Source organism: Gammaproteobacteria bacterium CG11_big_fil_rev_8_21_14_0_20_46_22 (genome assembly GCA_002796245.1).
Classification (GTDB): Bacteria; Pseudomonadota; Gammaproteobacteria; order UBA12402; family UBA12402; genus 1-14-0-20-46-22.
The window spans coordinates 33149-56123 of record PCWT01000054.1 but is presented as its reverse complement, the minus strand read 5'-3'; the positions used below and the strand labels follow the sequence as shown (position 1 = coordinate 56123).

The following is a 22975-nucleotide window of genomic DNA, read 5'->3' as shown; positions in this document are numbered from 1 at the left end:
TAACACATGAAAATTTCAGGCTTACGTTATTTTTTAGGTTTGTGCTTGGCCTTGTTGGTTTGCTTGCCAGGTGTGGCCTCTGCAAAATCACAAGTGATTAACCAGGTCGCTGCGATTGTGAATAATGATGTCATCACTCAAGCTGAGCTCGATCGCCACGTTAATCTTCTAAAGCTTCGTGTTAAAAGCGCGGGCGAGGGTAAAGAGTTGCCGTCAGACAGTGTGTTGCGCACGCAGGTGCTTAATCAGTTGATCAATCGTAGTTTGCAGTTGCAGCTGGCTGAAGAAAACCACATAAAAGTTTCTAGCGAACAAATTAATCAGGCGTTAACGCGCGTGGCACAGCAAAATCATATTTCAACGCGTGAGCTGTATAAGCGCATGGAAAAAAATGGCTTTACGGTTGCGTCGTTTCGAAAAGAAATCGGCCAAGAAATTTTGATTCAGATGGTTCAAGGTAGCTTTGTTGCTTCTCATATTAGCATTAGCCAAACTGAAGTGAATGATGTTTTAAAGCGTATTCAGTCTGAAAAAGTTGAATATAACGTGGGTGATATTTTGGTGGCATTGCCTGCGACACCGTCGCCCGCAGAAGTGGCGGCGGCTCGCGAGAAAGCGCAAGCCTTGCTCAAGCAGCTCCAAGCAGGTGCAAGCTTCAAGAAAATTGCTATGGGCCATTCTAATGCACAAGATGCCTTGAAAGGCGGTGATATGGGCTGGCGTACCTTGGCGAACATGCCGAGTATTTTTGCTGAGCGTGTGGTGACGATGAACCCGGGTGAGGTAGCAGGACCCTTACGTGCGGCGAATGGTTTCCACCTGATTAAATTGCTGGGTATGCGCAATACCCAGTTGCCTAAGAGCCTCAAGGCACGCGAAGACGATGTGAAGAACATGCTGTTTCAGCAGCAATTTCAAGATGCGCTGGCCACCTGGTTGCAGCAGTTGCGTGCTGAGGCGTACATTAAAATCATGTGATTTTCGCTCGCAATGACATTAGCGATGAAGTGTAGCCTGTATATGGATTGAACGCCGAAGGCGTGATAATCCGGGTTTTCCTCGCTACGCTTTCTCAAGCGCTTCGATTTTCTTCAAGGCTTTATCTAAGATTTTCTTTTGAGTTTCGAACTCGGCGCGTGTGACGAGATCGTAACGCTGGATTAGACGCTCTGCTAAATCTTCAGCTAAATGCTTAAGGTCTGAAGACAAATGCTGCGTTTTATCTTTTGATACGTAACGCGTGATGTTGTCAAAAATGCTTTTGGCTAGGTCGTCTCGTTTCATGCTGGCAGTATAAGCCCTAGATTATTCTTCGGTCAATCGGTATAGTGAGGCGGTTACATCAATCAGTCAAAGTGAGTAGGGTCATGCGTCGATGGTTGCCGAGTGCCATATTGAGCGTCTTAGGTATGGGCGCTTTCATTCTGTTAAGCGCTTTTGTCAGTTTGTTTGCTTTTTTGTTGATGCTCGTGCGCATGATCACGCCAGTACCGTACTTTCGCCGCTGCCTGCAAGGCTTTATTAATGACTTGCCCATGTGTTGGGGCTCAAGTTCCGGTGCGGTGGCGCGTTATTTATCAGGCGTGGAGTGTGAGGTCAGGGGGCTTGAAGCGTCTTCGCGTAAAGAATGGTATTTGATTTTCCCGAATCACCAATGTTTCAGTGATATTGTCATGCTCCATTACGCGCTAGATCATGATTTTCCGCCGTTGCGCTTTTTTATGAAGAACAGTTTGAAATGGATTCCCCTGGTGGGTCAGTACTGCTGGGCGGCAGGTTACCCATTTATGAAGCGCTACACCAAATCGCAAATCGCGAAAAATCCTAAGCTCAAAGGCAAAGACATGCTCACCACGCAAAAAGCGTGCCAGCGTTTTAGTCGTGAGCCTATTGGTATTATTTCTTTCGTTGAAGGTACGCGTTTTACGCCGGCTAAAGCCCATCGCCAAGGCTCACCGTTCAAGCATTTGCTCAAGCCCAAAGCGGGCGGGGTGGCGTTTACGGTGAATGCTATGCAAGGTTGCCTTCAAAAATTGGTGCATGTGGATATTGTGTATTGCGGGGGCAAGCCGCCGTCGATGTGGGAATTGTACGGCGCGAAGGTGAAAAAAGTGATTGTGAATGTAAAAGTCGAGCCCATTCCGGCTGAAATTCTCGGCGACTATACGAATGACCGTGATTTTCGTGTGCGTTTTCAGGCGTGGTTAAATGAAAAATGGGCCGAAAAAGATGCGCGCCTTGAGGCACTTAAGCGAGAGTGCGATGCGAACGCTTAAAGTCGCCACACGTAAAAGTCCCTTAGCGCTCGCCCAAACGCAACTGGTGTGCGACGAGTTGATGCGTCTTCATCCTGAGCTTGCTTGTGAACTGTTGCCTATTATTTCGGAGGGCGATAAAAAGCTTGATCAATCCTTGTCGAAAATTGGTGGTAAGGGCTTGTTCGTTAAAGAGCTTGAGCAAGCCTTGTTATCGGGGCGAGCAGATTTTGCGGTGCATTCTACGAAGGATTTACCTTATGCGATGCCCGAGGGTTTATCGGTGCCGGCCTTTTTGCCGCGCGGAAATCCTTTTGATGCCTTTGTTTCGAATAATCATGCATCTTTGATGGATTTGCCCGAGGGGGCGGTTGTCGGCACGTCCAGTTTGCGTCGTCAGTCTTTATTACTGCGCAAGCGTCCGGATATCCGTGTGGCTTTTTTGCGCGGGAATATGAACACCCGTTTGGCCCGCTTAGACGCTGGCGATTTTGACGCCATTATTTTGGCTGCTGCAGGTTTGCAACGCTTGGGCTTGGCTGACCGTATCGTGCAGGTCTTATCGTTACCTGATTTTATTCCAGCGATTGCTCAAGGCGTTTTAGCGGTGCAATGTCGTACCGGTGATGAATTTATGCAGCAGTGTCTGCTCACCTTAAATGATCCTGCCACACAAGCCTGTGTGAGCGCTGAGCGCGCAGTGTCTACACGCATGAAAGCCGATTGCCATTGGCCGTTGGCTGCGCATGCGGTTATTGAGCAGGGCGTGATGCGCATGATTGCCCTGGTGGCCGACGCCAAAGGTGGGCGTATGATTAGCGTTGAAGATAGCGCACCTGAATCTGATGCGCTGCTGTTGGGTCAGCGTGTGGCTGATGAGTTGGTTGCAAAAGGCGCCTTTGAATTACTTGCCAGTCTCGGTGTATCACGTGAGTGATGTGATTGTTTTGCGCGATCCTTTGCGTGCGAAAAACCTTTTGGATGCTTTAACTGCGGCGGGTATTTCTGCCCAAGCCTTTCAGGCTATCGATATCAAACCGTGTAAACCGACGCAGCTTCCCAGTCTTTCGCATGAAGCGGTTTTGGTCACCAGTGTGAATGCTGTGTTGCAGGGCGAGACCTTGCTGGCTGATGCCAACTGGAAAGACACTGTGTTTATCGCCGTGGGTGAAGCCACCGCGAAGGTTTTAGCTGAAAAAGTTTCGCATGTTTTGTTAGCTAAAACCCCCGATAGTGAAGGCTTGCTCGCGACCTTGGCTGATGTGTTGCCGCAGGCGAAACGCGTGGCGTTATTCACGGGCAGAAACGGCCGCGGTGTGATTGAGCAATATTTATCCCGGAAAAATATCGTATGTGATGTTGTCACTGTGTATGAGCGAGTGCCTACGCAAGCCTCGTTTGATGACAAGCTTGCGGCTAAGCTTTTAGTCGTGCCTAGCGTGGATGTTTTGATGTTTGCCTTGGCCGCCGCCTCGCCCGAGTATCGTGAGTGCTGTAAGCAAATACCTTTATTGTGTTATAGCCAGCGAATTGCGGATGCGGCGACTCGTTTGGGTTTTTCGAGCATTCATGTATCGCGATCGATGGATGAAAACTGTTTGGTAGATAAGATCAAAACGCTGTTTTAAGCTTCCTCTATTTTTACCGATTTGGCTTGTTTTGCAGCCCAGTGATGAGTTTAGAGGCACGTCCTAATAATTTTCATCGCTTTTTTCAAGCGTTTCATGTCTGTTTGCGGGCCCATGTGGCCGATGCGAAACAGCGTGTTCGCGTGTTCGCCCACGCCACGTCCGACCTGCACGCCTTTTTTGCACAGTGCGGTGTTGAAATCTTGCCAGCTCATGCCATGGGGTAAATACGCAGCGGTCACGCTGGGTGAGCGCAGTGCCCGCTCGGGTTGAAAGAGCTTAAAGCCGCATCGCTCCAATTCTGTGCACACAAAATCGCGCGCGATCAGATGGCGTTCGTATGTTTTATTTAAACCTGTGTTGATAATGTCTTCGCAAGCACTGCGTAGCGCAGCAATGCCTGGCCAATGAGGCAAGTAGGGCAGTTGCTCTGCATTTTGCACATCTTTAAAGGGCAGTAAGGCCTCATAGCCTAAGCGATAATCGCGGCGGATGATGTTATGCCAGGCGGCTGGGCTCACGGCAACAAAGCTGACGTCGGTGTTACCGCCCAGGGCTTTTGGCCCTGCGCCAATGAGAATGTCGACACCGTTAGCATCTACATTCACGGGCGTGGCGCCGATGCTTGAAACTGCGTCAACGATTAAAAGCCCCACGCCAAATTGTTTTTTTAAGCTGGCAATTTGCTCTAGCGGATTGAGCAAGCCTGTGGGTGTGTCGCAGTGCACGCAACAAATGCTATCCGGTTGAGCCTGGTCGATGGCCTGCATTAACAATCCACGGTCAAATTCGGTGTCGCTAAATGTTACGCGTGTGACCTCGGCGCCCAAGCCTTCGGCGATCTCGGCCATCCCTTCCCCATAAAGACCATTGACCACGCACAGTACCCTGTTGCCTTCAGTGATCGCACTTTTCATGGCTGCCCGCACGCCGAGCATCCCTTCACCGGTCATGATGGCCATCGTGTTTGTCGTTTGGCAGATCGTTTGGAGGTGATTGGCCAGTGCGCTGTAATCTTGCCAAAATGCTGTTTGTAGTCGCGGTGAGCCGAGAAAGCTTGCGTAGGCTTTCAGTGTGTTAGCGGTAGGCTCAACCGGGCCTGGGACTAGGTGGATCATCGCGCGCTCCTGATGTTGAACAGAGCATAGCAATATCGGGTGGGCAGTCAAGCCAAGCCTTTGACCTTCGCAAACGCTATGCTAAGCTAGCAAAACACTGAAAGTTTAAGGAAAAGCCCGTGACGGATAAGCCCAGCCCTGAGGATTTTGATGATAAGCCGCTAGACGAGGTGCGCGATGTGCCGCAGCGTGGAGAAGTTCAGGCTGATGAGCCTGTGCGTGCCACAGCCGGTTTTTTTTCTAAAGTCATTTTATTGATTACTTTTGTGATCGCCGTTGTGGCCTTGGCAGCGTCAGCTTATGTCTGGCAGGCCGAGCAGCACGTGGCCAAGCCGAAAACGTCAAACCCTGCGATGCAAAACTTAGAAGCCAGTGTCGTATCGAATAATCAAGCCATCGCGGCTTTGAAAGCGCAGTTGGATCAAGCGCAGCAAAACAGCCAAGCAGAGCAACAAACCTTGAAAGCTTTGGCGGGCAAGGCGCATCAAAGCCAGGGTTTGTGGCAGTTAAGTGATGCTAAACACCTAGTGCAATTAGCGAATTACACCTTAAGCTTTTCGCACGATGTTCCCACCGCAGTGGCGCTATTGAAAACAGCTGACGCGCGATTGGCTAACGTGTCAGACCCGAAAGTCTATCCGGTTCGCCAGCAGTTGGCTGATGCGATTGCCAGTCTTAATGGTGTGAAGTCAGTCGATATTCCGGGTATTTATATGCAACTCAACGCATTGCAAAAGCAGGCAATGGGCTTGTCGATTTATCGCAATCAATTTAAAGAGAAAGATAATAATGTCTTAAAAACCAATAACCCCGCTGAAAAAGGCAGCTTCGCTCACGGCATGTGGCATGCTTTGAGCAAGGTGGTTGTCGTGCGCCGTCATGATCAACCCATAGAGCCCTTGTTGTCGAGTGCTGAGCATAATGTGGTGATGCAAAATTTATCCTTATTATTTTCGCAAGCCCAATGGGCGCTGGTTCAGCGCAACAGCGTATTGTACCAAGAAAGCTTGAAGCAAATTGTTTCAATGCTGCAGCGCTATTTTGATCATGACCAAACACAAGCCTTGCCGATCATTCAAGCCATTGAAAAACTTCAGGCGGTGGATGTGGACCCTAAATTGCCATCGATTCGTGATGCTTTAGTGGGGCTCAATAATCTCGTGGCCGAGCAAAATAAAGCCGTGATGACGGGCTTTGAAAAGCCTGAGACGACGAGGGTTGCTTCATGAAGCGCGTCGTTATTTATGCCGTGATTTTAGTGCTTGCGATTATCGCGGGCCTCTATCTTTCGCGTGACCCAGGTTATGTGATGTTTGCCTATGGCGACTGGAGCATGGAAACCTCGATTTGGTTTTTCATTATTGCCATTGCAATCATTATTATACTTTTGTGGATGATCGCGCGCTTTGTGTTTGGTGTTCTGGGTACGCCAGGGTCTATCCGTCGTTGGCACAAGGATCATCGCAGCAAGAAAGCCCACAGTTTAACCAGCGATGGTGTGTTGGCTTTACACGAAGGCGATTGGTCAGCCGCTGAAAATTTGCTCATCAAAGGTGTGAAAAGCAGTGCAATTCCTGTGGTGAATTATCTAAGTGCCGCGCGCGCAGCGCAAGAGCAGTTGGCGTACGATCGACGTGATCGTTATTTAAATGAGGCTTTGAAGGTCGATAAGAACGAAGCTGTGGCGGTGGGTTTAATGCGTGCGCAATTGCAGCTTGAGCATCATCAGCTTGATGAATTGAAGCTCACCTTGCGTGACTTGAAAAAAAGCGCAGCCAAGCACAAGCAAGTGCAAAAGCTGATTTATCGTTACCATGCGGCCTGCAAAAATTGGCGTCGCCAGCTGGACTTAATTCCAGATTTATCTAAGCAGCATTTGATTGACCAAGATGAACTGGATCAGCAAGCGTATTATGCGGTGAAGCACGTGATTAATGATGCCAATGCCAGTCTTGAAGATATTGATACGGTTTGGAAAGACTTACCGAAAATCATCAAGCTTCGCAAACCGATTGTGCAAGCGTATATTGCGCGTTTAATTGATTTTGGTCAGCATGATCGCGCGGCTAAACTCATTAGCCAAGAGTTGAAATCTGAGTGGGACGATGCGTTGTTGCGTTTGTTTGCGCGCGTGCGCTTGGAAGATCCCGATCGCCAGCTGGATATGGTCGACGGCTGGAGTAAAAAACAAACCGCAAGCCCGGCTTTATATTGCACAATTGCTGTTGTTGCTTTTCATGCAAAAGCCTGGGCGATCACAAAAACCTATGCAGAGAAAAGTTTACGTTTAGAGAAAACGCCCGAGGCATATTTGGTATTGGCTTTGTCGGCCGAGCGCTTGGGTGAAGAGGCGCTGATGCAGTCGGCCTTGCGACAAGGCTTAATGTTGGCGAGTGGCGGCGATTTAGGGTTGTAATCACAAGGAGAGCGGATGAAAACCTGGGCATTTGCAGACGGCTCGAAACCACGGGTTGTGGACTTAAACGAAAAGCATTCCGATGCGGATTTTTTGTGGGTGCAAGTCAATCGCGAAGAGTTGGATAGTGTGCTTGCGTTTTTTAAAGAGCGCGATGAGCTCGAGCTTCATCAAGAACATTATGAAGACTGCTTCAACGAGCTACATCCCTGTTTTTATGACGCCACTGACGATTATAGTTTTTTAATTTATCGCGGGGTTGAGGTTGATTCTAAAGACCCGATTAATTCTCCAGCTAAGCCCGCGGCGTTTATTTTATTTGATAAGGTCTTGATATCCGTGTCCGAAGAGGGCTCGACCGTTTCGCGAGTGTCTCAGCGCTTAGCCGATGGCAAGCGTCAGCCGCCGAAAGAAATCCATGCGCTGCTTTACCATATCTTGATCGCCATGACCGATCAGTTTTTACAGTTACGTGACAAGCTCAGTGAAAAGTTTGGCCAGTGGCAGCAGTCAATGTTGGATGAGGGCCGGCGTTTCAACCAATGGCGTGAATTTTTAGCCTATAAAAACAGTATGCAACGCTTGTACCGTTTGTGCGAAAGCCAGCTCGATGCTGTGATGCTCTGGCAGCAAGACCTGGAAGAAGAAGAGACTTCGGGTGGTGCGCGTGTGCATTTGGCTGATTTGGAAAGCCACATCACGCGAGGCGTGAAATTCGCGCAGCAGCTACAGTTTCAAATTGACTCGCTCATGCAGTTGCATTATTCCTTGATGACCAGCCAAACGAATCGTGTGGTGCAAGTGCTCACTGTGATCTCCGCTATCTTTTTGCCGCTGACCTTGATCACCGGCATTTTTGGCATGAATTTTAGGGTTATGCCGCCTTTGAACTGGGGCGGTGGCTTTTATATTTTCTTGGGCGTGATGGTGCTGGTTGCGATCTTGTTGTTGATCTGGTTTCGAATTCGACGCTGGATTTAGAGGTAGGCCACTCATTACCTACAACAAACGGCAAAGCAGCGATTTGTTGTAGCGCAAACAGTTGAAAAAAACTACAATAAATGGCAAAATAGCGATTTGTTGTAGTGACCAGAGGGCGTCCTATTGTGGGAAGATTTGTAGGTAGAACCCAAGAGCTTAATAGCTTGCAAGCTTGGTATACGGAGAAAGTGGCTAAGTTTGTGGCTATCAAAGGCAGACGCCGCATTGGTAAAAGCCGGTTAATCGCCGAGTTTGCTAAAAGCAAGCTGCTTTATCGTTTTGTTGGTTTGGCGCCAGAAGAAGGTATTACCGCACAAGATCAACGTGATGAATTTGCAAGGCGTCTAAGCGTCTATTTTCCTGATTTGCCGACACTTAAAGCAGATAATTGGGCAGAGCTATTTTCGATTCTTGCTAGGCGTGTTCATCAAGGCAGCATCATTTTGCTTTTGGATGAAATCTCATGGATGGCAGAAGGCGATAGTACCTTTTTGGCAAAACTAAAAAATGCTTGGGATGATGAATTTAAGTTAAATCAACGCCTAATGTTAATAGTCTGTGGTTCAGTTTCATCATGGATAGATAAAAATCTATTGTCTGCTTCAGGCTTTATCGGCCGAATACATCATGTATTAACGCTAAAAGAATTACCATTAGCGTTATGCAGTGAATTTTGGGCAGGGTATAAAAATCATGTGAGCGCTACGGATAAATTAAAATATTTAGCCATTTCAGGGGGTGTTCCTCTGTATCTTGAGTGTTTGGATCCTAAGCTGCCTGTTGATGAGAATATTAAACAGCTTTGTTACACCGATGGCGGGTTGTTGCTGAGAGAGTTTGATAATATTTTTCATGACCTATTCGGAAAAAGATCTAATATGTATAAAAAAATTGTTTCTGCATTGCTTAAAGAGCCTGCCGATATGGCAAAAATTTGCCAGCATTTAAGCATTCAACCAAGTGGGCTAATATCTGAATATTTAAGTGATTTGGTAGAAGCAGGTTTTATCAGCAGAGATTTTACTTGGCTCGTTAAAGCCGGTAATTTTTCAAAGTTAAGTCGATATCGTTTGAGTGACAACTACTTGCGGTTTTATTTGCGTTATCTTGATAAAGAAAAAATAAAAATAGAGAAAGGATTGTATGAGGGGAAGTCTATTGCCCTGTTGCCAGAATGGTCGACAATAATGGGGCTGCAGTTTGAAAACCTTGTGTTAAGTAATCGAAAAACGATTTGGCAGCAGTTGGGCATAACGGCTAATGACGTCGTCATTGATGGCGCTTATTTCCAGAGAAAAACGATTAAACAAAGGGGATGCCAAATCGACTATATGATACAAACACGGTTTAATAACTTATTTGTCTGTGAAATTAAATTTTCTCGAAATGAAGTCAAAACCGATGTCATAGAGGCCATGACTGAAAAAATCCAGCGATTATCTAAGCCGAGAGGTTTTTCGTGTTTTCCCGTATTGATTCATGTCAATGGTGTCAGTGATGCGCTTGTCGATGCGGCGTATTTTACGAAGATTATTGATTTTAGCGAGTTTTTGAATTAAAGGCTTTAGCAGGACGGCCCTACATAAAAGGTATCAATTATGCCTGACTCAAATCAAGATCATAACCCGCAGACAACATCAGCAGCGGCTCCCTCTGGAGCCCTTGCCACTCGTGGGTCTACGATTTCGCCGGGAGCCGCTGGTTTCGGCTAACCATGCTTGATTTTTCACCAAAATTTGATAAAATTGTAGGAAATAGATTACATGCGGACATTTTATGCCAAAAAATAAGCAAAACCAAGATGATAAAACAAGTGTTCAAACGCCTCAGCAGGACCAGGAAGTGCGCCAATCGTCTGATCATGCCCCTGGCAATGAAACCCAAGAACAGCAAAAAACAGCTGCAGATAGTGCCAATGCGGCTGAGCGCCGACAAGACGACGCCAATAAAAAGCAAGCAGCGGCTGAAGCCGTAGGCGCCGCGCAAGCGCCAAAACCTGCTGCTGGCACAGCCAATCAAACAAGCGCACCTAAACCAGCGCCGACTTTCTCGCAAAAAATGACGCAAAAGCTTAAGAGTCTTAATAAGGCCAGTACAAAAGAGAACGAAGCTTTTTTATTGATTATTATCGCGCTATTAGCCTTGGGTTTGATTAAAGGGTTTGCGGCGCTGCACGATAAAATCAAAGCGTATAAAGAAGCTAAGCAAGCCGGTAAAAGTGATCAGGAAGTTGATGGCCTTAAGGGTGCTGCACTTAAGCAGCTTGATCAAGATACGCCAAAGCTTGTGCAAGCATTGGATAGTCTGGACCCGAAAGCTGTTCCGCTTACTGTTCAAGAACAACTGAGGGATTCTGGGACGGCAGAGTTAGCTTCTGGACCTGGTGGAGCAGGAGCAGCTGATGCTTCACCAGCAAAAACTGATGCTTCACCAGCAAAAACTGATGCTTCACCAGCAGAAACTGATGCTTCACCAGCAGAAACTAATGCTTCACCAGCAGAAACTGATGCTTCACCAGCAGAAACTGATGCTTCACCAGCAGAAACTGATGCTTTATCAGCGGCGATTGATCAAAGAGAAAAAGGCACAAAAACAACAGAGGTTTTGGCTGACAAAGCCCGTGACGAGCAAGCCCATGATAATGGCTTGCCTGGCCAGGCTGCTCAAAATTCCCACAGGGATTCGCCAGGCGTACAGCCTCCCGCTCGGGATTCTGGACAGGTTACGCCTAATGAGCCTCCTCCGGGAGGTGGTGGGATGGCTCAGCCAGCTGCTTCGCATACTCCAGGCAAGTAAGATCTGGGGGGCTATATTCGGCCAGGTCGACGAGCCTTGGCGCTCCGGCCTAAAGAGTGCTAAAATGGCCGCCAATAAGAATCAGTGAATCCAAAGCCAAGTCTAGCGAGGTTTGAATATGACACGTATTCCAGCGCTCAATGTGAGCCTAAGTGTTGATAATGTCAGCAGCTACATGCACTTTGTGAACAGTTTTCCGCTCTTAAGCCAGGCCGAAGAAGTGCGCTTGGCACAAGCGTATCACGAGCAAGGCAGTCTTGAGGCTGCGCGCCAGCTCGTTGTTTCACACTTACGGTTTGTGGTTAAGATCGCGAGAAAATATTCGGGCTATGGTTTGTCAGAAGCCGATTTGATCCAAGAAGGCAATATCGGTCTGATGAAGGCCGTTAAACGTTTTGACCCGAAACAAGGTGTGCGCTTGGTGAGCTTTGCCGTGCATTGGATTAAGGCAGAGATAAATGAATTTGTCTTGAAAAACTGGCGCATTGTGAAAGTGGCCACCACCAAAGCGCAGCGCAAACTGTTTTTCAATTTACGCAAAATGAAAACGCAGCTCGCTTGGTTTAAAGAAAGCGATGTGCAAGACATTGCCAAAGATTTGGATGTGAAGCCTGAGACGGTGCGCGAAATGGAATCGCGCATGTACGCACAAGATGCAGCGTATGATGTGTTGGCTGAGCATGATGATGACAATGTCTATACCCCCGCCGATTATTTGGTTTCTGCCGAGCTTGACCCCGAAACGGCGTTGGTTAACGAAAGCAGTGCCGATGATCAACAAACCCGTTTGATCCACGCGATGGGCGGCTTGGATGAGCGCTCGCGAGTGATTTTAGAAAAACGTTTTTTGGCTGAGCCTAAAGCGACCTTGCATGATTTGGCGGATGAACTCGGCGTGTCTGCCGAGCGTGTGCGCCAGCTTGAAAAACAAGCCTTGGCAAAAATCAAAGCCGCGATGTAACCTTAAACCCCAACCGTCTTTGCAAGGAGCGAAGCGACGCGGCAATCTCCATGTTACTTAACAAGGCTGCCGCGCTCACTATCGTTTGCTCACAATGAGATTGAAGATGAAGTGTGGCCTAGGTTGACGAGTATCATGAGGATAACCCGGGAAATAAAAGCGCTTATTATCTCTCGCCATGGCGCTATAGCACGACGGCAAATCAATCCAGCTTACTCAAGCGTGAAAAAACGAGCTTATTTCACCCAAGCGTCCAGCCATTGGGCTAGCTCTTTCGTGCAACAACCCTGGCAGGCGATGTACATATCCGGCCGCACTAAACAAAACCCGTGCTTTAACGCCAGCTGTTTGGCTTGTTCGGCTGTGGCTAGGCAAAGCTCTATCCAACTGGTGTGGGGTTTGATAAGCGCTTCAATTTCAGCTTTTTTAGCCCAGTTTTCTGGCACATACAGTACAAAATGTTCGCTGTGGTGGATGATGGGTGAGCGATCTCCCGGGCGAAGGTTGATGTGTTTATCCCCTAAGCTTAAGGGTGACTGACGGTAATGATAACTGAGTTCGCCGATAAAGTTCGCAAAGTTTTTTTGAAACACGCGACGCGAGGCCACATGCCGCACGAAAAAATTTCTAAGGCTAATCAGTAGCGGGTTTTTAACGGCGGCGGCCACGGTCATGGCGGTGGATTGCTTTAAAACATTTTGCGCAACCGGGCGACGTTCTGGCTCGTAAGTGTCAAGCACGCAGTCTTTCAGCTCGCCTTTTATTACAGCCGCTAATTTCCAGCCCAGGTTGTACGCGTCTTGCATGCCGGTATTCATACCTTGTCCGCCGGCGGGCGAGTGTGCATGGGCGGCGTCGCCGACTAAAAACACACGACCAGATTGGTAGTGTTTGGCTAAGCGCTCGTGAATAAAGAAATGGCTCATCCAGCGGGCTTCACCCAGCTGGAAATCAAACGACCACCGACGTTTTAGTACTTCGATAAATGTTTCGCGTGTTACGCCATTTTCGCGGTTGTAGCTTTTATCATTGGCTACTTCAACAATAATGCGCGCACTTTCTTTCATCGGAAAAACACCTGACAAGCCTTCTGGGTGAAAAAAAATAGCAATCTTGTGCAAATCCACGGGATAATTTAAAGGTGTATCGATCATGATGAATTCTTGTTTTAAATCTTTACCTTCGTACTCGACCTTTAACATGTTGCGTAGCGTGCTATGAAAACCATCGCTGGCAATCACGTAGTGACACTCAACGATGGTAGTCTCAGCGCCTGCTGTTTTGATCTCACAGCTAACACCGTCGTCGTGTATTTTGGCTGAAACTAATTCGGTTGAGCGCTCGACCTGCAATCCGAGTTCGCCGAGCCGCTCAATCAATACGGCTTCGCTTTGGTTTTGTGGAATATCCCAGGCGCAGGGGTAGGTGGATTTTAAGTGTTTCACAAATGCCATCGACGCTAAGCGTTTCATGCTTTGTGAGAAAATTTCTAAGCCTTCGATGCGCTGGGCTTTGCCTTTTACTTTATTGATAATGCCTTGGTTGTCCCACATTTCGAGGGAGCGTGCGTGCACAGCGACAGCGTTCGAGGTTTGAGTGGGCGCGTCTTTCTTATCGATAAGACGGCAATCAATACCGCGACGGCGAAGTTCAATAGCCGCCATTAAACCGCTGGGGCCAGCACCAACAATTAAAACCTCCGTATTTTTGCTCATGAATATTCCTTAAATGGGGGCGTGTGGCTTCCACTATAGTCGGTTTTCTGCGTTAACGCGAATCTCGAAAAGGGTGATAAAGTGCGATATATTGAAGCTTGCGATTTGTCTTAAGGAGAAAACAATGAAACACATCAAGCCGATTTACAATACCTTTGGCATGCCAATTCGTCGTGGCATTACTACCTATCCTGAAGGTCCTTATCGTTTTGTGAATCGTGAGTACATGATTATCACGTATGAAACTGATCCTGATGCTTTAAAAGCTGTGTTGCCAGAGTGTTTAACCTTTGACGAACCCATTGTGAAGTTTGAGTTTATTCGTATGCCGGATTCCACAGGGTTTGGCGATTACACGGAATCAGGTCAAGTCATTCCTGTGGCGTACGAGGGCAAAAAAGGTGGCTATGTGCATTCCATGTATTTGGACTGCCATGCGCCGATCGCGGGTGGCCGTGAAATTTGGGGGTTCCCGAAAAAACTAGCTAACCCAAGCTTGAAAGTCGAGGCGGATACCTTGTTGGGTACTTTATACTATGGCCCAGTTTGTGTCGCAGTGGGTACTATGGGCTATAAATACCAAACGGTTCCGAACGCGGATGTTTTGGCGGTATTGCATGAGCCTAATTATTTAGTGAAGCTGATACCCGATGTCGATGGCGGCCCGAAAATCTGCCAATTGGTCGAGTACCACTTGACAAATATCGACCTAAAAGGTGCTTGGCGCGGCCCAGGCGCGCTAGAACTTTTTCAACACGCTTTAGCCCCCGTGGCTAATTTGCCGGTGAAGGAAGTGATCAGTGCGCTGCATTTTGTGGCGGACTTGACCTTGCCTTATGGCAAGGTGGTGAAGGATTTTTTGGTGAAGTAGCTGAGGGTGATGAAACGTTGCCTGGGTTATAACACCCTAAGTGATGGTTTTGCTGGGCCCTTTGAAGATTCAGAAATGGTTTTTGATAGGCGTCTTCCGTGAATGAAGCCGGTATTGTAAGAAATATTGTGTAGATCAATCGGCGACATTTGTTTGATTAATATAGGGTTGTGGCACAGTTCGTCGCCATCGATAATATGTTCGCCCTCAGCATTGCATACTTTAAAATAATTGTTTCGCAGGGTTTTTTTGATTATATAGATGCTTTTTTTCTTTTGTGCATCCCGTTCTTTAACTGCAATATCGATTAGATCGTAGGGGTTGATTTGGTACGTGAGGTTTCTATCTCTCATTATTTCTTCATAAGTGAATTTAACGTAATTGTGGCTACCATAAACCTTAAAACGATGAATTAAGTGTTTTGAATCAATAGCATATTCGGAGCTGTCTAAACAAAGATTATACCTGGGGGTGAAGCTTGCCCAGAATCGTTTAAGTTTATTTAAAAGTCCCATTGTTTTGTTGAACATGTGAATCCTTCTTTATTAAAAGTGTACAATTTGTAGCCGACTCTTTTTTCAAAAGCAAGCTCAATGGCATTTTTTTTGAATTGAAAGCACGTTGCAGGGCAGGTGATAAGTTTGCAGTTAGCAATGGGTAAGCAATAGTCTTCGTGAACATGCCCACATATGATCAGTGATATGTTTTTGTAGCGTTTGACAAGTTCAATAAAAGCATCGGGCTCTCTAAGTCCATGCGCATCAACTAGCGGTGTGTTTACTTTTATGGCCGGGTGATGCATGACAATTGCGATTTTTCCCGATGTAGGAATAAGTTCGATTTTTTTCTGTAGTGTGTTTAATTCGCTTTTCTGAATTTTCCCGTAGCTATTATTTTCAAATTTTGTGTTTAAAAATAGGAAATGCCAGTTGGCATGGCTTAAGTGAGTGCCTTCCTTGAAATGTGGAAAGTAAGCGAAAACTTCCCTCATTGTTTCCGTATTGTCGTGATTTCCAGGAATCCAATAAACAGGTTTGTCGATTAGGCTTATTTTTTCGGCAAACAGTTGGTAAGATTCTTTTGAGTAATCGTTCGAAATGTCGCCTGTTGCGAATATTAAATCAACATCTTCTTCATGGTAGAGTTTTTCCATGACTAGAGAGAAGTTTTTATTTGCTGGAAAGCCAAAAACCCTGTCTTTGTCTGTTTTTGTTAAGTGACTATCGCTGATTTGTATTATTTTGAATTCGGGCTTAGTCTTTGTATCTATTCTGTCCACTGCCATCGCTAAACACCTTGGTTGGGCTGTATGAGATACCAAAATCATACAAGTCTATTTTTTCAAAACAGCATTATATAACCTCATGATATCAATAATGGTTAGGGAGCTTTTGGAAAGCCGCTGTTTTGTTTGTCTCTAACTTTTTGCCAGCTACTTTCTGTGTGGAGTGTATAGCGCCGGAGCCCAACACTACTTGAGCCATACAAATTTAAAAGCGCTTCTTTTCTATCATCTGCTACAAACCGACAGGGCACTGGTGTCGTTTTCATGAGCTCCTTAAGCCCAGGCAAATGCGCTCGACCAACGATAAACCACACCTCTCTATCAGTTTCTCCGAAAATTTTAGTCAAATTTATTTTATAAAAATAATTTCGCAAATCAAGAATCACCGCATCTGTATTTAATCTCCCATGCTCCTGTTCGACAAGCGCGTCATCAAACGCAAATACCTTATCAATCCATGATTTTTTTAGACTAATTTGATCGTTTTCACTCCCTGGATACTTATCTTTAATGTATGCCACAATCGATTCAACTAGTTTTTTTACTTCCAACAACAACACCTCATGATGATTTAAAAATAGATTAATTCTTTCATTATCATCATCCGACACAAGCCCTTTTAAAGCATTACAACCAATTTTCTTATCAACTTGATCACAAAAGCGCTCAAAAATCACTTGCAGTAGATAATATTTTTCCCCTTTTTCTGAGAATGAATAATTGATGAGTTCGGTGAAAAGTTCTACGCTGTGCAAAATCGCTTTTTTCATTTTAATAACAGCAGGCCATTGTTTATTCTCCCGGCATTTTAAATACGATGTAATTATACTATAGCCAGGGTGATATTTTTTTATCAACGTAAAATAGTATTTTAAGAAATCTAGCACATCAGAATATGCAAAAGCCGCTACATTTTCGACAGTATACGTGTTGAGGCCTATCTTCCCGGCGGGGTAATTCTCATAAATCCCACCTTCTCTGACCAATACAATAGCGGCTTTTTCCGCTAACTGTTCCGCGCGATTAAGGAAATCAGTACCTTCACCATGCGTTTCACCAATTATTCTTAAAAACACGTCCCATCCTCACTAAAAACTATTTAATATGCCCAGTCTCAAAAAGTAAAATCTTTATCTCGCTAGTCGACAGGTTGCTTTTCGCAAACATCGGCTTCGATATGAATATCACAGCCCATCTATTGATTCTCTCATTCATCGAATAGCGCTTTTCTTGGATTATCCTCAAACTGTCGCCCAGCTTCAATATGGCCGATGACGACCCGCGTTTCGTACAAAGCTTGTCAGGTAAGCTTGCGTTTCCCGCGTCCTCGCCGTTTGTGAAAGGTTGTGTGCAGCTACGGCATGTAGAGAAGATGTAATCACCGCGGCGATCTCGAGCGAGATTGCCGCGCTCACTATCGTTCGCTCGCAATGACATTAGCCATAAAGCAAGCCTGGGTTGGTCCGCCTTTGCTGCGAAGCAGCTACGGCGAGAGATAATCCGGGAAAAATCAAACCTGGGTTATGCTTTTCGCATTATTCACACATTAAACAAAAAATGAATCACGTCGCCGTCTTTCACGGTATAGGTTTTACCTTCCACGCGTTTTTTACCGGCTTCTTTTGCGCCGTTTTCGCCATTGTGTGTGATGAAATCGTCAAGGCTGATGACTTCTGCGCGGATAAATCCTTTTTCAAAGTCGGTGTGGATCACGCCGGCGGCTTGCGGTGCGCTCGCGCCTTTTTTTGTGGTCCAGGCGCGCACTTCTTTTACGCCAGCGGTGAAGTAGGTTTGTAGTCCTAATAAATCATAACCTGCTCGAATCACCCGGTTAAGACCAGGCTCTTCAAGGCCAAGCTCGGCTAAAAACTCTTTGCGCTCTTCTTCGTCGAGTTCGACGATTTCAGATTCGATTTTTGCACAGACAGCGACAATAGAGGCATTTTCTTTTTTGGCCAGCTCCCGAACTTGATCCAGCAAAGGGTTATTATCAAAGCCGTCTTCATTCACATTCGCGACATAGAGCACTGGCTTGGCGGTGAGCAATTGCATGCGAGAAAGGGCGATAGCTTCATCGTCGTTCACATCAAGGCTGCGGGCAGCTTGACCATCGCCTAGGTGTTGGCTTAAGCGTTCTAAAAGGCTGGCTTCTATTTTCGCTTCTTTGTCACCGGTGCGAGCTTTTTTCGCGACCTTAAGTAGGGCTTTATCCACGCTTTCTAAATCAGCGAGCATCAGCTCGGTGTTGATGACGTCGATATCGCTGAGCGGATCGACTTTGCCGGCTACATGGGTGATGTCGTCATTTTCAAAGCAGCGCACCACGTGGGCGATGGCATCGGTCTCGCGAATATTGGCTAAAAACTGGTTGCCCAGGCCTTCGCCTTTGGAGGCGCCGGCGACAAGACCTGCGATATCCACAAATCGCATATAGGTTGGCACGATATTTTGAGGTTTAACGATGGCGGCGAGCTGGTCGAGCCTGGGGTCTGGCATGGGCACGGTGCCAACATTGGGCTCGATCGTACAGAACGGGTAGTTCTGTGCTTCGATGCCTGCTTGTGTGAGTGCATTAAAAAGAGTGGATTTGCCCACGTTTGGCAAGCCGACGATACCGCATTTAAATCCCATGAGTCTGTTCCTGTTCGTTTTGCGCGGATTCTACGTGAGTGCGGCGTGGCTCGCAAGCACGCTTAACCCGGTGGATAAGGCAGGACGTAGAGCGAAATACAGAAAAAGTGGCAGATGCTGCCGGCGAGCACGAATAGGTGCCAAATCGTGTGAAAAAAAGGCACGCGTTCGTAAATGAAAAAGATGACACCGATTGTGTAAGTCAGCCCGCCAATGACCAGCCAAATAATCCCACCGAGTTGCAGGTGTTCAAATAATTGCACTGAAACAGCCACGGCAATCCAGCCCATCAAGACATACAAGATGGTTGAGAGCATTTCGTATTTACCGACGTAGTTAAACTTCAGAATAATACCGACTAAGGCAATGCCCCAAATAATGCCGAACAAGGTCCAGCCAAGAGGGCCTCTGAGTGTGACTAAGGCAAAGGGAGTGTAAGAACCTGCAATGAGTAGGTAAATACAGCAGTGATCCATGATGCGGAAAAAATATTTAATCTTGGGCGCCAATACGGCGTGATAAATCACCGACGAAACGTAGGACACGATAATACTGGCGCCAAAGATGATGCTCGCGACAATGCCTTCCACGGATTGGTAGATGCTTGCCTCGATGATCATGATGACCAGTGCGGCAATACCGAGCAGCACGCCAACAAAATGGGTGATGCTGTTGGCAATTTCTTCGTGCACATTCCAGCGATGAATATAATCGTTGCTGAACGCTCGTGGCTTTTGAGGTTTGAACTCTTCTCTCGGTGGTGTGGTCATGATTCCATGAGCTCTGCGTTGTTCATATAATTGTTTAATAGGGTACGCGGCGCGATGATGCCTTTCAAGTGTTCTATGCTCAAATCTTTCTCTTTATCAAAGACCAAGATCGTTTTCACACGTTTGCGGTGCTCTAAGCGCAAGGTTTTAAGCATTGAGGTGGTTTCGCTTACACAGACAAAGTTTTTATCCACAAGGCCGTGGCGTGAGATCGCTTCGATGGTTTTGCCACGGGTGTAGACCACCATATCTTCAGTCGGTTTGATTTCGCCCGCGCTCAAGTCTTGCACGCTAAATTCGGTGTGCATGACGTGGCCCGCGTTTTGTGAGCCAATGATCGCAGCCTGCAGTCCTTCAGGCACCAATGCGCCGCGTCGTAGTAATTTTAAAGTGTAAATACTTTCGTTAGAGAAGTATTTTCGAATGGCGTAGGTAATGGCCACCACGATCATTACAGGTAAAACAGCTTTGTAATCACTGGTCATTTCAAACACCATGATAATACCTGTGAATAAAGCGCCGGTGCTGCCGCCAACCATCGCTGCCATGCCTGCGACGGCAAACGCCACCGGTGATTCATGAAGTCCGGGGGCAATGTGTTGCATCAAAATGCCGTAAGCACAACCTGCGACTGCGCCAAGATACAATGAAGGCGAAAAAATACCGCCAGAGGCGCCCGAGCCGAGTGTTAAGCAGGTCGCAAGAAATTTGCAGACAAACAGCAATAATAAAAACCAAGGGTTCATTAGGGCTTTGGCTAACACATCGACGATGGTCGCGTAACCTACGCCTTGAATATAATAATGGCCGGTGAAGTGTAAAAATAAATACATCATGATGCCCACAAGCAGCATGCCGAGCATATGGCGCGAGTAATAATTGCCAGGCATGGCGTCGAACAAATCTTCAAACCAGTAAATAGCGCGCACAAACAACAAACATAAAAAACCTGCAATCACGCCGAAGGGTACATAGGCTAAAAGTTGCCAGGCTGTATCAACGACATGTTGTGGCGCACGAAGGCCATAAACGGGAAAAGACGGGTGCATGCCGAAGAATAAGCGACCAATGTTGGTGGCGGTGACCGTGGCGATGGCCACGGGTAACAAGGTGCGCGCGCTGATGCTGACTAACATCAGCTCGGCAGCAAACGCTAAGCCGCCTAGAGGCGCATTAAATGTTGCGGCAATACCACCACCGGCGCCTGCCGCAATTAAAATAAAACGCTGGCGCATCGGCATTTTGATGATGCGACCGAGCGTGGAGCCAAAGGCTGCACCAATTTGAATAATGGGCCCTTCACGGCCGATCGAGCCACCCGTACCAATCGAAATGGCCGACGCAATCGATTTGACCAAAGCCACAATTGGGCGGATAAACCCTTTTTGAAAATAAATGGAATACATGACTTCTGGCACGCCATGGCCTTTGGCTTCGGGCGCGAAGGTTTTCACGAGCCAAGCCACGACGACTGCGCCAAGCACAGGCGAGAAAATGATTAACCAACCCCAGGGGCCTGCTGGCGTATGCTGCGTGGTATGGTAAATCCAGCTGAATTGCCGCAAAAACATGAAGTTATGCACTATGGCGATCATGTCACGGAAAATCACGGCACCGAAACCTGCGATAATGCCGACAATGAAGGATAAAATGAGTAGCGTAATTTGGCTTAAGGGTTTGATCGGGTCTTCCAGTTGCTCAACTTGCATGTTATCGTCTCAATCCTATTCCTTTTGAATGAACATCATAACCACGGTAAGTTGAAATGACAATCGACGCGAAAAAGAAAGCCTATCTTACGCGTATGGGAATTGATGTCTGGCAACGTCGTGATTTGCCCGAAGAAAAGCCTGCCGTTTCTGTCTTGCCTGCTCACTCGTCAGCCGATTTAAGTGCGCTTAAATCGCGCGTGTCGAGCTGTACTTTGTGTGGCTTGTGTGAAACGCGCACGCAAACCGTGTTTGGTGTGGGTTCGTCTACGGCAGAGATTATGATCGTCGGTGAAGCGCCGGGGGCGAATGAAGATCGCCAAGGTGAGCCATTTGTGGGGCGAGCCGGTCAATTACTCACGCAAATGCTTAAAGCGATTAGCTTGTCGCGCGATGATGTGTTTATTGCCAATATTTTAAAATGCCGTCCCCCGAATAATCGTGACCCTAGCCCAGAAGAAGTGGCGACGTGCACACCGTACCTTCGTGAGCAAATCGCACTGATTCAGCCTAAGCTAATTGTGGCAGTCGGGCGCATCGCCGCGCAATTTTTGCTGGAAAGTACACAAACCCTCGGTCGTTTGCGAGGCCAGTGGCACGATTACCATGGCACGCCCTTGTATGTGACGTATCATCCGGCCTATTTATTGCGCTCGCCGCGTGAGAAAGCCAAGGCCATGGTGGACTTGTATGCGATTAAACAACATTTGGGGGAAGCCTTATGCTGATTAAAGAAACCGGGGCTATTGTGATTGATTATCCTGACATGATGGTTGGCCGTTTTTGTTTAAAAGCGGGCGATGTGATTCCACATCATTTGCATAAAGGGCAGTATGCTTTAACGTATTTGCTGTCGGGTAAAAGTCGCGTGAATTGCTATGCGCATGAAAAGCTGTCAGAAACTGACTACTGCTTGACGCTGGCGTCTAGTGACGTTGTGATCGCTAACCAAGCCATGACCCTAACGCCAGAGCTTAATGTGCATTCCATCGCAGCGATAGAAGACAGTGTGTTTTTGGATGTGTTTTCACCGGGCAAGCAAGACGGAGAAGGTGTGACGGTGTTTTTCGATATCGTTGAGAACAGAGGTGAAACCTTGTTGGCCAAGGTCATGCCGAAAGAGCAGGTCTCGTTGCCAGAAGATATCACGCAGTTTGATCGTTACAGCGTTTAAGCGAAGGCTTCTTCGCTGTCTTCTGAGGTGTTGGCGGCGTGATACGCTTCTTCGCTTTTGCGCAGCGCTTCAATATAGTCTGGCATATCGGCAAGCTCGCGCACAGATAAACACGTTTCATGGTCGCTGTCTTCAAAATGAATCACGAGCATGTGTCGCTTTTGTGCGGCTGAAAAAAAATAACTCTCTACTAATGGGTAGGCTAAAAAGCGCTCGAGGACTGTGTTGACGTTAGCGCTCAGCGATAAACCATGATGCAGCCTTTCCTCTTCGGCGATAATGGTTAATAGGGTAAGCTCCAACGGTGAGAGTTTCGCGGCCAGCTGTCGATCTTTCAGTGCTTTGCGCACGGGTAATTTTCGCAGTGTGCGAAAATTTTTGATGACGAAATGCGCAACTTCTTCACTTTTTTGGGTGTCATAAATCACGCGCTCGAGCGAAATATCATATAAATGATATGGATGAGCGAGATAGTTCCACGCCTTGCTGATTGTATCGATCAGATCATTGAACGCCATTAGCTCCCCTTTAGTCCCTTAGCAGATGGCAGATGTTCATTATAACGACAATGTCCCAAATTGCAGGCGCAAGATTGTGTAAGCAATGTCTTACGTATTAATACTGTGTCGCTCGGGGCCTTTAATCTTACCTTAAGCTTCATTTGA

General features: G+C 47.0%; 24 protein-coding genes. 13 read left to right on the top strand and 11 right to left on the bottom strand.

The window, feature by feature from the left end; genetic code table 11:
* Window positions 1–6: 6 nt before the first annotated feature.
* The gene (locus COV52_07930) at window positions 7–978 is read left to right on the top strand and encodes a hypothetical protein (protein ID PIR10685.1); all 972 of its coding nucleotides are present in this window, start codon (window positions 7–9) and stop codon (window positions 976–978) included.
* A gap of 84 nt (window positions 979–1062) precedes the next feature.
* Here the strand turns inward: COV52_07930 and COV52_07925 are convergent, their stop codons facing one another.
* On the bottom strand, window positions 1063–1284 hold the full coding sequence (locus COV52_07925; GenBank protein ID PIR10684.1) for a hypothetical protein: 222 nt from the start codon (window positions 1282–1284) through the stop codon (window positions 1063–1065).
* An 83-nt stretch (window positions 1285–1367) separates the two neighbouring features.
* Between COV52_07925 and COV52_07920 the strand changes: the two genes are divergently transcribed.
* From COV52_07920 to COV52_07910, 3 genes are read left to right on the top strand one after another with little or no spacing between them, the layout of a single operon-like run.
* Window positions 1368–2276, top strand: a complete 909-nt coding sequence (locus COV52_07920) for an acyltransferase (protein PIR10683.1) — start codon at window positions 1368–1370, stop codon at window positions 2274–2276.
* On the top strand, window positions 2263–3192 hold the full coding sequence (locus COV52_07915) for a hydroxymethylbilane synthase (protein ID PIR10682.1): 930 nt from the start codon (window positions 2263–2265) through the stop codon (window positions 3190–3192). The genes COV52_07920 and COV52_07915 overlap by 14 nt, the downstream gene beginning before the upstream one ends.
* A complete protein-coding gene (locus COV52_07910; GenBank protein ID PIR10681.1) occupies window positions 3101–3883 on the top strand; it encodes a hypothetical protein in 783 nt (260 codons plus the stop codon). The genes COV52_07915 and COV52_07910 overlap by 92 nt, the downstream gene beginning before the upstream one ends.
* Before the next feature lie 50 nt (window positions 3884–3933).
* On the opposite strand, the gene COV52_07905 is transcribed toward COV52_07910, so the two are convergent.
* Entirely contained in the window at window positions 3934–5001 is a 1068-nt protein-coding gene (locus COV52_07905) for a hypothetical protein (protein PIR10680.1), read from the bottom strand.
* Between the two features lie 119 nt (window positions 5002–5120).
* On the opposite strand from COV52_07905, the gene COV52_07900 reads away from it, so the two are divergent.
* The 6 genes from COV52_07900 to rpoH all read left to right on the top strand — a co-directional run bounded on the left by COV52_07900 (window position 5121) and on the right by rpoH (window position 12155).
* The gene (locus COV52_07900) at window positions 5121–6230 is read left to right on the top strand and encodes a hypothetical protein (protein PIR10679.1); all 1110 of its coding nucleotides are present in this window, start codon (window positions 5121–5123) and stop codon (window positions 6228–6230) included.
* Entirely contained in the window at window positions 6227–7417 is a 1191-nt protein-coding gene (locus tag COV52_07895) for a hypothetical protein (protein ID PIR10678.1), read from the top strand. The genes COV52_07900 and COV52_07895 overlap by 4 nt, the downstream gene beginning before the upstream one ends.
* A 15-nt stretch (window positions 7418–7432) precedes the next feature.
* The gene (locus COV52_07890; protein ID PIR10677.1) at window positions 7433–8398 is read left to right on the top strand and encodes a hypothetical protein; all 966 of its coding nucleotides are present in this window, start codon (window positions 7433–7435) and stop codon (window positions 8396–8398) included.
* A gap of 122 nt (window positions 8399–8520) precedes the next feature.
* The gene (locus tag COV52_07885; GenBank protein PIR10711.1) at window positions 8521–9957 is read left to right on the top strand and encodes an ATPase; all 1437 of its coding nucleotides are present in this window, start codon (window positions 8521–8523) and stop codon (window positions 9955–9957) included.
* Window positions 9958–10174: 217 nt separating this feature from the next.
* On the top strand, window positions 10175–11194 hold the full coding sequence (locus COV52_07880; GenBank protein PIR10676.1) for a hypothetical protein: 1020 nt from the start codon (window positions 10175–10177) through the stop codon (window positions 11192–11194).
* A gap of 118 nt (window positions 11195–11312) precedes the next feature.
* The gene (gene rpoH, locus COV52_07875) at window positions 11313–12155 is read left to right on the top strand and encodes an RNA polymerase sigma factor RpoH (protein PIR10675.1); all 843 of its coding nucleotides are present in this window, start codon (window positions 11313–11315) and stop codon (window positions 12153–12155) included.
* Between the two features lie 236 nt (window positions 12156–12391).
* On the opposite strand, the gene COV52_07870 is transcribed toward rpoH, so the two are convergent.
* Window positions 12392–13870 carry a hypothetical protein gene (locus COV52_07870; GenBank protein PIR10674.1) on the bottom strand — a complete coding sequence of 493 codons (1479 nt, stop codon included), beginning with the start codon at window positions 13868–13870 and terminating at the stop codon, window positions 12392–12394.
* Between the two features lie 124 nt (window positions 13871–13994).
* Here COV52_07870 and COV52_07865 point away from each other — a divergent pair, with 124 nt between their 5' ends.
* Entirely contained in the window at window positions 13995–14741 is a 747-nt protein-coding gene (locus COV52_07865; protein PIR10673.1) for an acetoacetate decarboxylase, read from the top strand.
* A 26-nt stretch (window positions 14742–14767) separates the two neighbouring features.
* Here the strand turns inward: COV52_07865 and COV52_07860 are convergent, their stop codons facing one another.
* The 7 genes from COV52_07860 to COV52_07830 all read right to left on the bottom strand — a co-directional run bounded on the left by COV52_07860 (window position 14768) and on the right by COV52_07830 (window position 21136).
* The gene (locus COV52_07860; protein ID PIR10672.1) at window positions 14768–15271 is read right to left on the bottom strand and encodes a hypothetical protein; all 504 of its coding nucleotides are present in this window, start codon (window positions 15269–15271) and stop codon (window positions 14768–14770) included.
* The gene (locus COV52_07855) at window positions 15244–16068 is read right to left on the bottom strand and encodes a hypothetical protein (protein PIR10671.1); all 825 of its coding nucleotides are present in this window, start codon (window positions 16066–16068) and stop codon (window positions 15244–15246) included. Before COV52_07855 ends, COV52_07860 begins: the two co-directional genes overlap by 28 nt.
* Window positions 16069–16121: 53 nt before the next feature.
* The gene (locus COV52_07850) at window positions 16122–17102 is read right to left on the bottom strand and encodes a hypothetical protein (GenBank protein ID PIR10670.1); all 981 of its coding nucleotides are present in this window, start codon (window positions 17100–17102) and stop codon (window positions 16122–16124) included.
* A gap of 19 nt (window positions 17103–17121) precedes the next feature.
* Window positions 17122–17463 carry a hypothetical protein gene (locus COV52_07845; protein ID PIR10669.1) on the bottom strand — a complete coding sequence of 114 codons (342 nt, stop codon included), beginning with the start codon at window positions 17461–17463 and terminating at the stop codon, window positions 17122–17124.
* A 102-nt stretch (window positions 17464–17565) separates the two neighbouring features.
* Window positions 17566–18657: a redox-regulated ATPase YchF gene (locus COV52_07840; protein ID PIR10668.1), complete on the bottom strand. Its 1092-nt coding sequence runs from the start codon at window positions 18655–18657 to the stop codon at window positions 17566–17568.
* Between the two features lie 62 nt (window positions 18658–18719).
* The gene (locus tag COV52_07835) at window positions 18720–19427 is read right to left on the bottom strand and encodes a hemolysin III (GenBank protein ID PIR10667.1); all 708 of its coding nucleotides are present in this window, start codon (window positions 19425–19427) and stop codon (window positions 18720–18722) included.
* The gene (locus COV52_07830; protein PIR10666.1) at window positions 19424–21136 is read right to left on the bottom strand and encodes a hypothetical protein; all 1713 of its coding nucleotides are present in this window, start codon (window positions 21134–21136) and stop codon (window positions 19424–19426) included. Before COV52_07830 ends, COV52_07835 begins: the two co-directional genes overlap by 4 nt.
* A gap of 56 nt (window positions 21137–21192) precedes the next feature.
* Between COV52_07830 and COV52_07825 the strand changes: the two genes are divergently transcribed.
* Together COV52_07825 and COV52_07820 are read left to right on the top strand one after the other, a co-directional pair.
* Window positions 21193–21864, top strand: a complete 672-nt coding sequence (locus COV52_07825; GenBank protein ID PIR10665.1) for a uracil-DNA glycosylase — start codon at window positions 21193–21195, stop codon at window positions 21862–21864.
* The gene (locus COV52_07820) at window positions 21858–22310 is read left to right on the top strand and encodes a hypothetical protein (protein ID PIR10664.1); all 453 of its coding nucleotides are present in this window, start codon (window positions 21858–21860) and stop codon (window positions 22308–22310) included. Before COV52_07825 ends, COV52_07820 begins: the two co-directional genes overlap by 7 nt.
* Here COV52_07820 and COV52_07815 read toward each other — a convergent pair.
* Window positions 22307–22828, bottom strand: a complete 522-nt coding sequence (locus tag COV52_07815; GenBank protein PIR10663.1) for a hypothetical protein — start codon at window positions 22826–22828, stop codon at window positions 22307–22309. The two genes, COV52_07820 and COV52_07815, sit on opposite strands and share 4 nt — an antisense overlap.
* Between the last annotated feature and the right edge of the window lie 147 nt (window positions 22829–22975).

What these genes read in the sequence shown, in the direction of transcription:
- COV52_07825 (PIR10665.1), top strand. Translation starts at nt 21,193, where the DNA reads ATGACAATCGACGCGAAAAAGAAAGCCTATCTTACGCGTATGGGAATT.
- COV52_07840 (PIR10668.1), bottom strand. Translation starts at nt 18,657, where the DNA reads ATGGGATTTAAATGCGGTATCGTCGGCTTGCCAAACGTGGGCAAATCC.
- COV52_07870 (PIR10674.1), bottom strand. Translation starts at nt 13,870, where the DNA reads ATGAGCAAAAATACGGAGGTTTTAATTGTTGGTGCTGGCCCCAGCGGT.
- COV52_07865 (PIR10673.1), top strand. Translation starts at nt 13,995, where the DNA reads ATGAAACACATCAAGCCGATTTACAATACCTTTGGCATGCCAATTCGT.
- rpoH (PIR10675.1), top strand. Translation starts at nt 11,313, where the DNA reads ATGACACGTATTCCAGCGCTCAATGTGAGCCTAAGTGTTGATAATGTC.
- COV52_07895 (PIR10678.1), top strand. Translation starts at nt 6,227, where the DNA reads ATGAAGCGCGTCGTTATTTATGCCGTGATTTTAGTGCTTGCGATTATC.
- COV52_07835 (PIR10667.1), bottom strand. Translation starts at nt 19,427, where the DNA reads ATGACCACACCACCGAGAGAAGAGTTCAAACCTCAAAAGCCACGAGCG.
- COV52_07880 (PIR10676.1), top strand. Translation starts at nt 10,175, where the DNA reads ATGCCAAAAAATAAGCAAAACCAAGATGATAAAACAAGTGTTCAAACG.
- COV52_07925 (PIR10684.1), bottom strand. Translation starts at nt 1,284, where the DNA reads ATGAAACGAGACGACCTAGCCAAAAGCATTTTTGACAACATCACGCGT.
- COV52_07815 (PIR10663.1), bottom strand. Translation starts at nt 22,828, where the DNA reads ATGGCGTTCAATGATCTGATCGATACAATCAGCAAGGCGTGGAACTAT.
- COV52_07855 (PIR10671.1), bottom strand. Translation starts at nt 16,068, where the DNA reads ATGATTTTGGTATCTCATACAGCCCAACCAAGGTGTTTAGCGATGGCA.
- COV52_07890 (PIR10677.1), top strand. Translation starts at nt 7,433, where the DNA reads ATGAAAACCTGGGCATTTGCAGACGGCTCGAAACCACGGGTTGTGGAC.
- COV52_07905 (PIR10680.1), bottom strand. Translation starts at nt 5,001, where the DNA reads ATGATCCACCTAGTCCCAGGCCCGGTTGAGCCTACCGCTAACACACTG.
- COV52_07845 (PIR10669.1), bottom strand. Translation starts at nt 17,463, where the DNA reads ATGTCATTGCGAGCGAACGATAGTGAGCGCGGCAATCTCGCTCGAGAT.
- COV52_07930 (PIR10685.1), top strand. Translation starts at nt 7, where the DNA reads ATGAAAATTTCAGGCTTACGTTATTTTTTAGGTTTGTGCTTGGCCTTG.
- COV52_07860 (PIR10672.1), bottom strand. Translation starts at nt 15,271, where the DNA reads ATGTTCAACAAAACAATGGGACTTTTAAATAAACTTAAACGATTCTGG.
- COV52_07915 (PIR10682.1), top strand. Translation starts at nt 2,263, where the DNA reads ATGCGAACGCTTAAAGTCGCCACACGTAAAAGTCCCTTAGCGCTCGCC.
- COV52_07820 (PIR10664.1), top strand. Translation starts at nt 21,858, where the DNA reads ATGCTGATTAAAGAAACCGGGGCTATTGTGATTGATTATCCTGACATG.
- COV52_07910 (PIR10681.1), top strand. Translation starts at nt 3,101, where the DNA reads ATGCGCTGCTGTTGGGTCAGCGTGTGGCTGATGAGTTGGTTGCAAAAG.
- COV52_07830 (PIR10666.1), bottom strand. Translation starts at nt 21,136, where the DNA reads ATGCAAGTTGAGCAACTGGAAGACCCGATCAAACCCTTAAGCCAAATT.
- COV52_07920 (PIR10683.1), top strand. Translation starts at nt 1,368, where the DNA reads ATGCGTCGATGGTTGCCGAGTGCCATATTGAGCGTCTTAGGTATGGGC.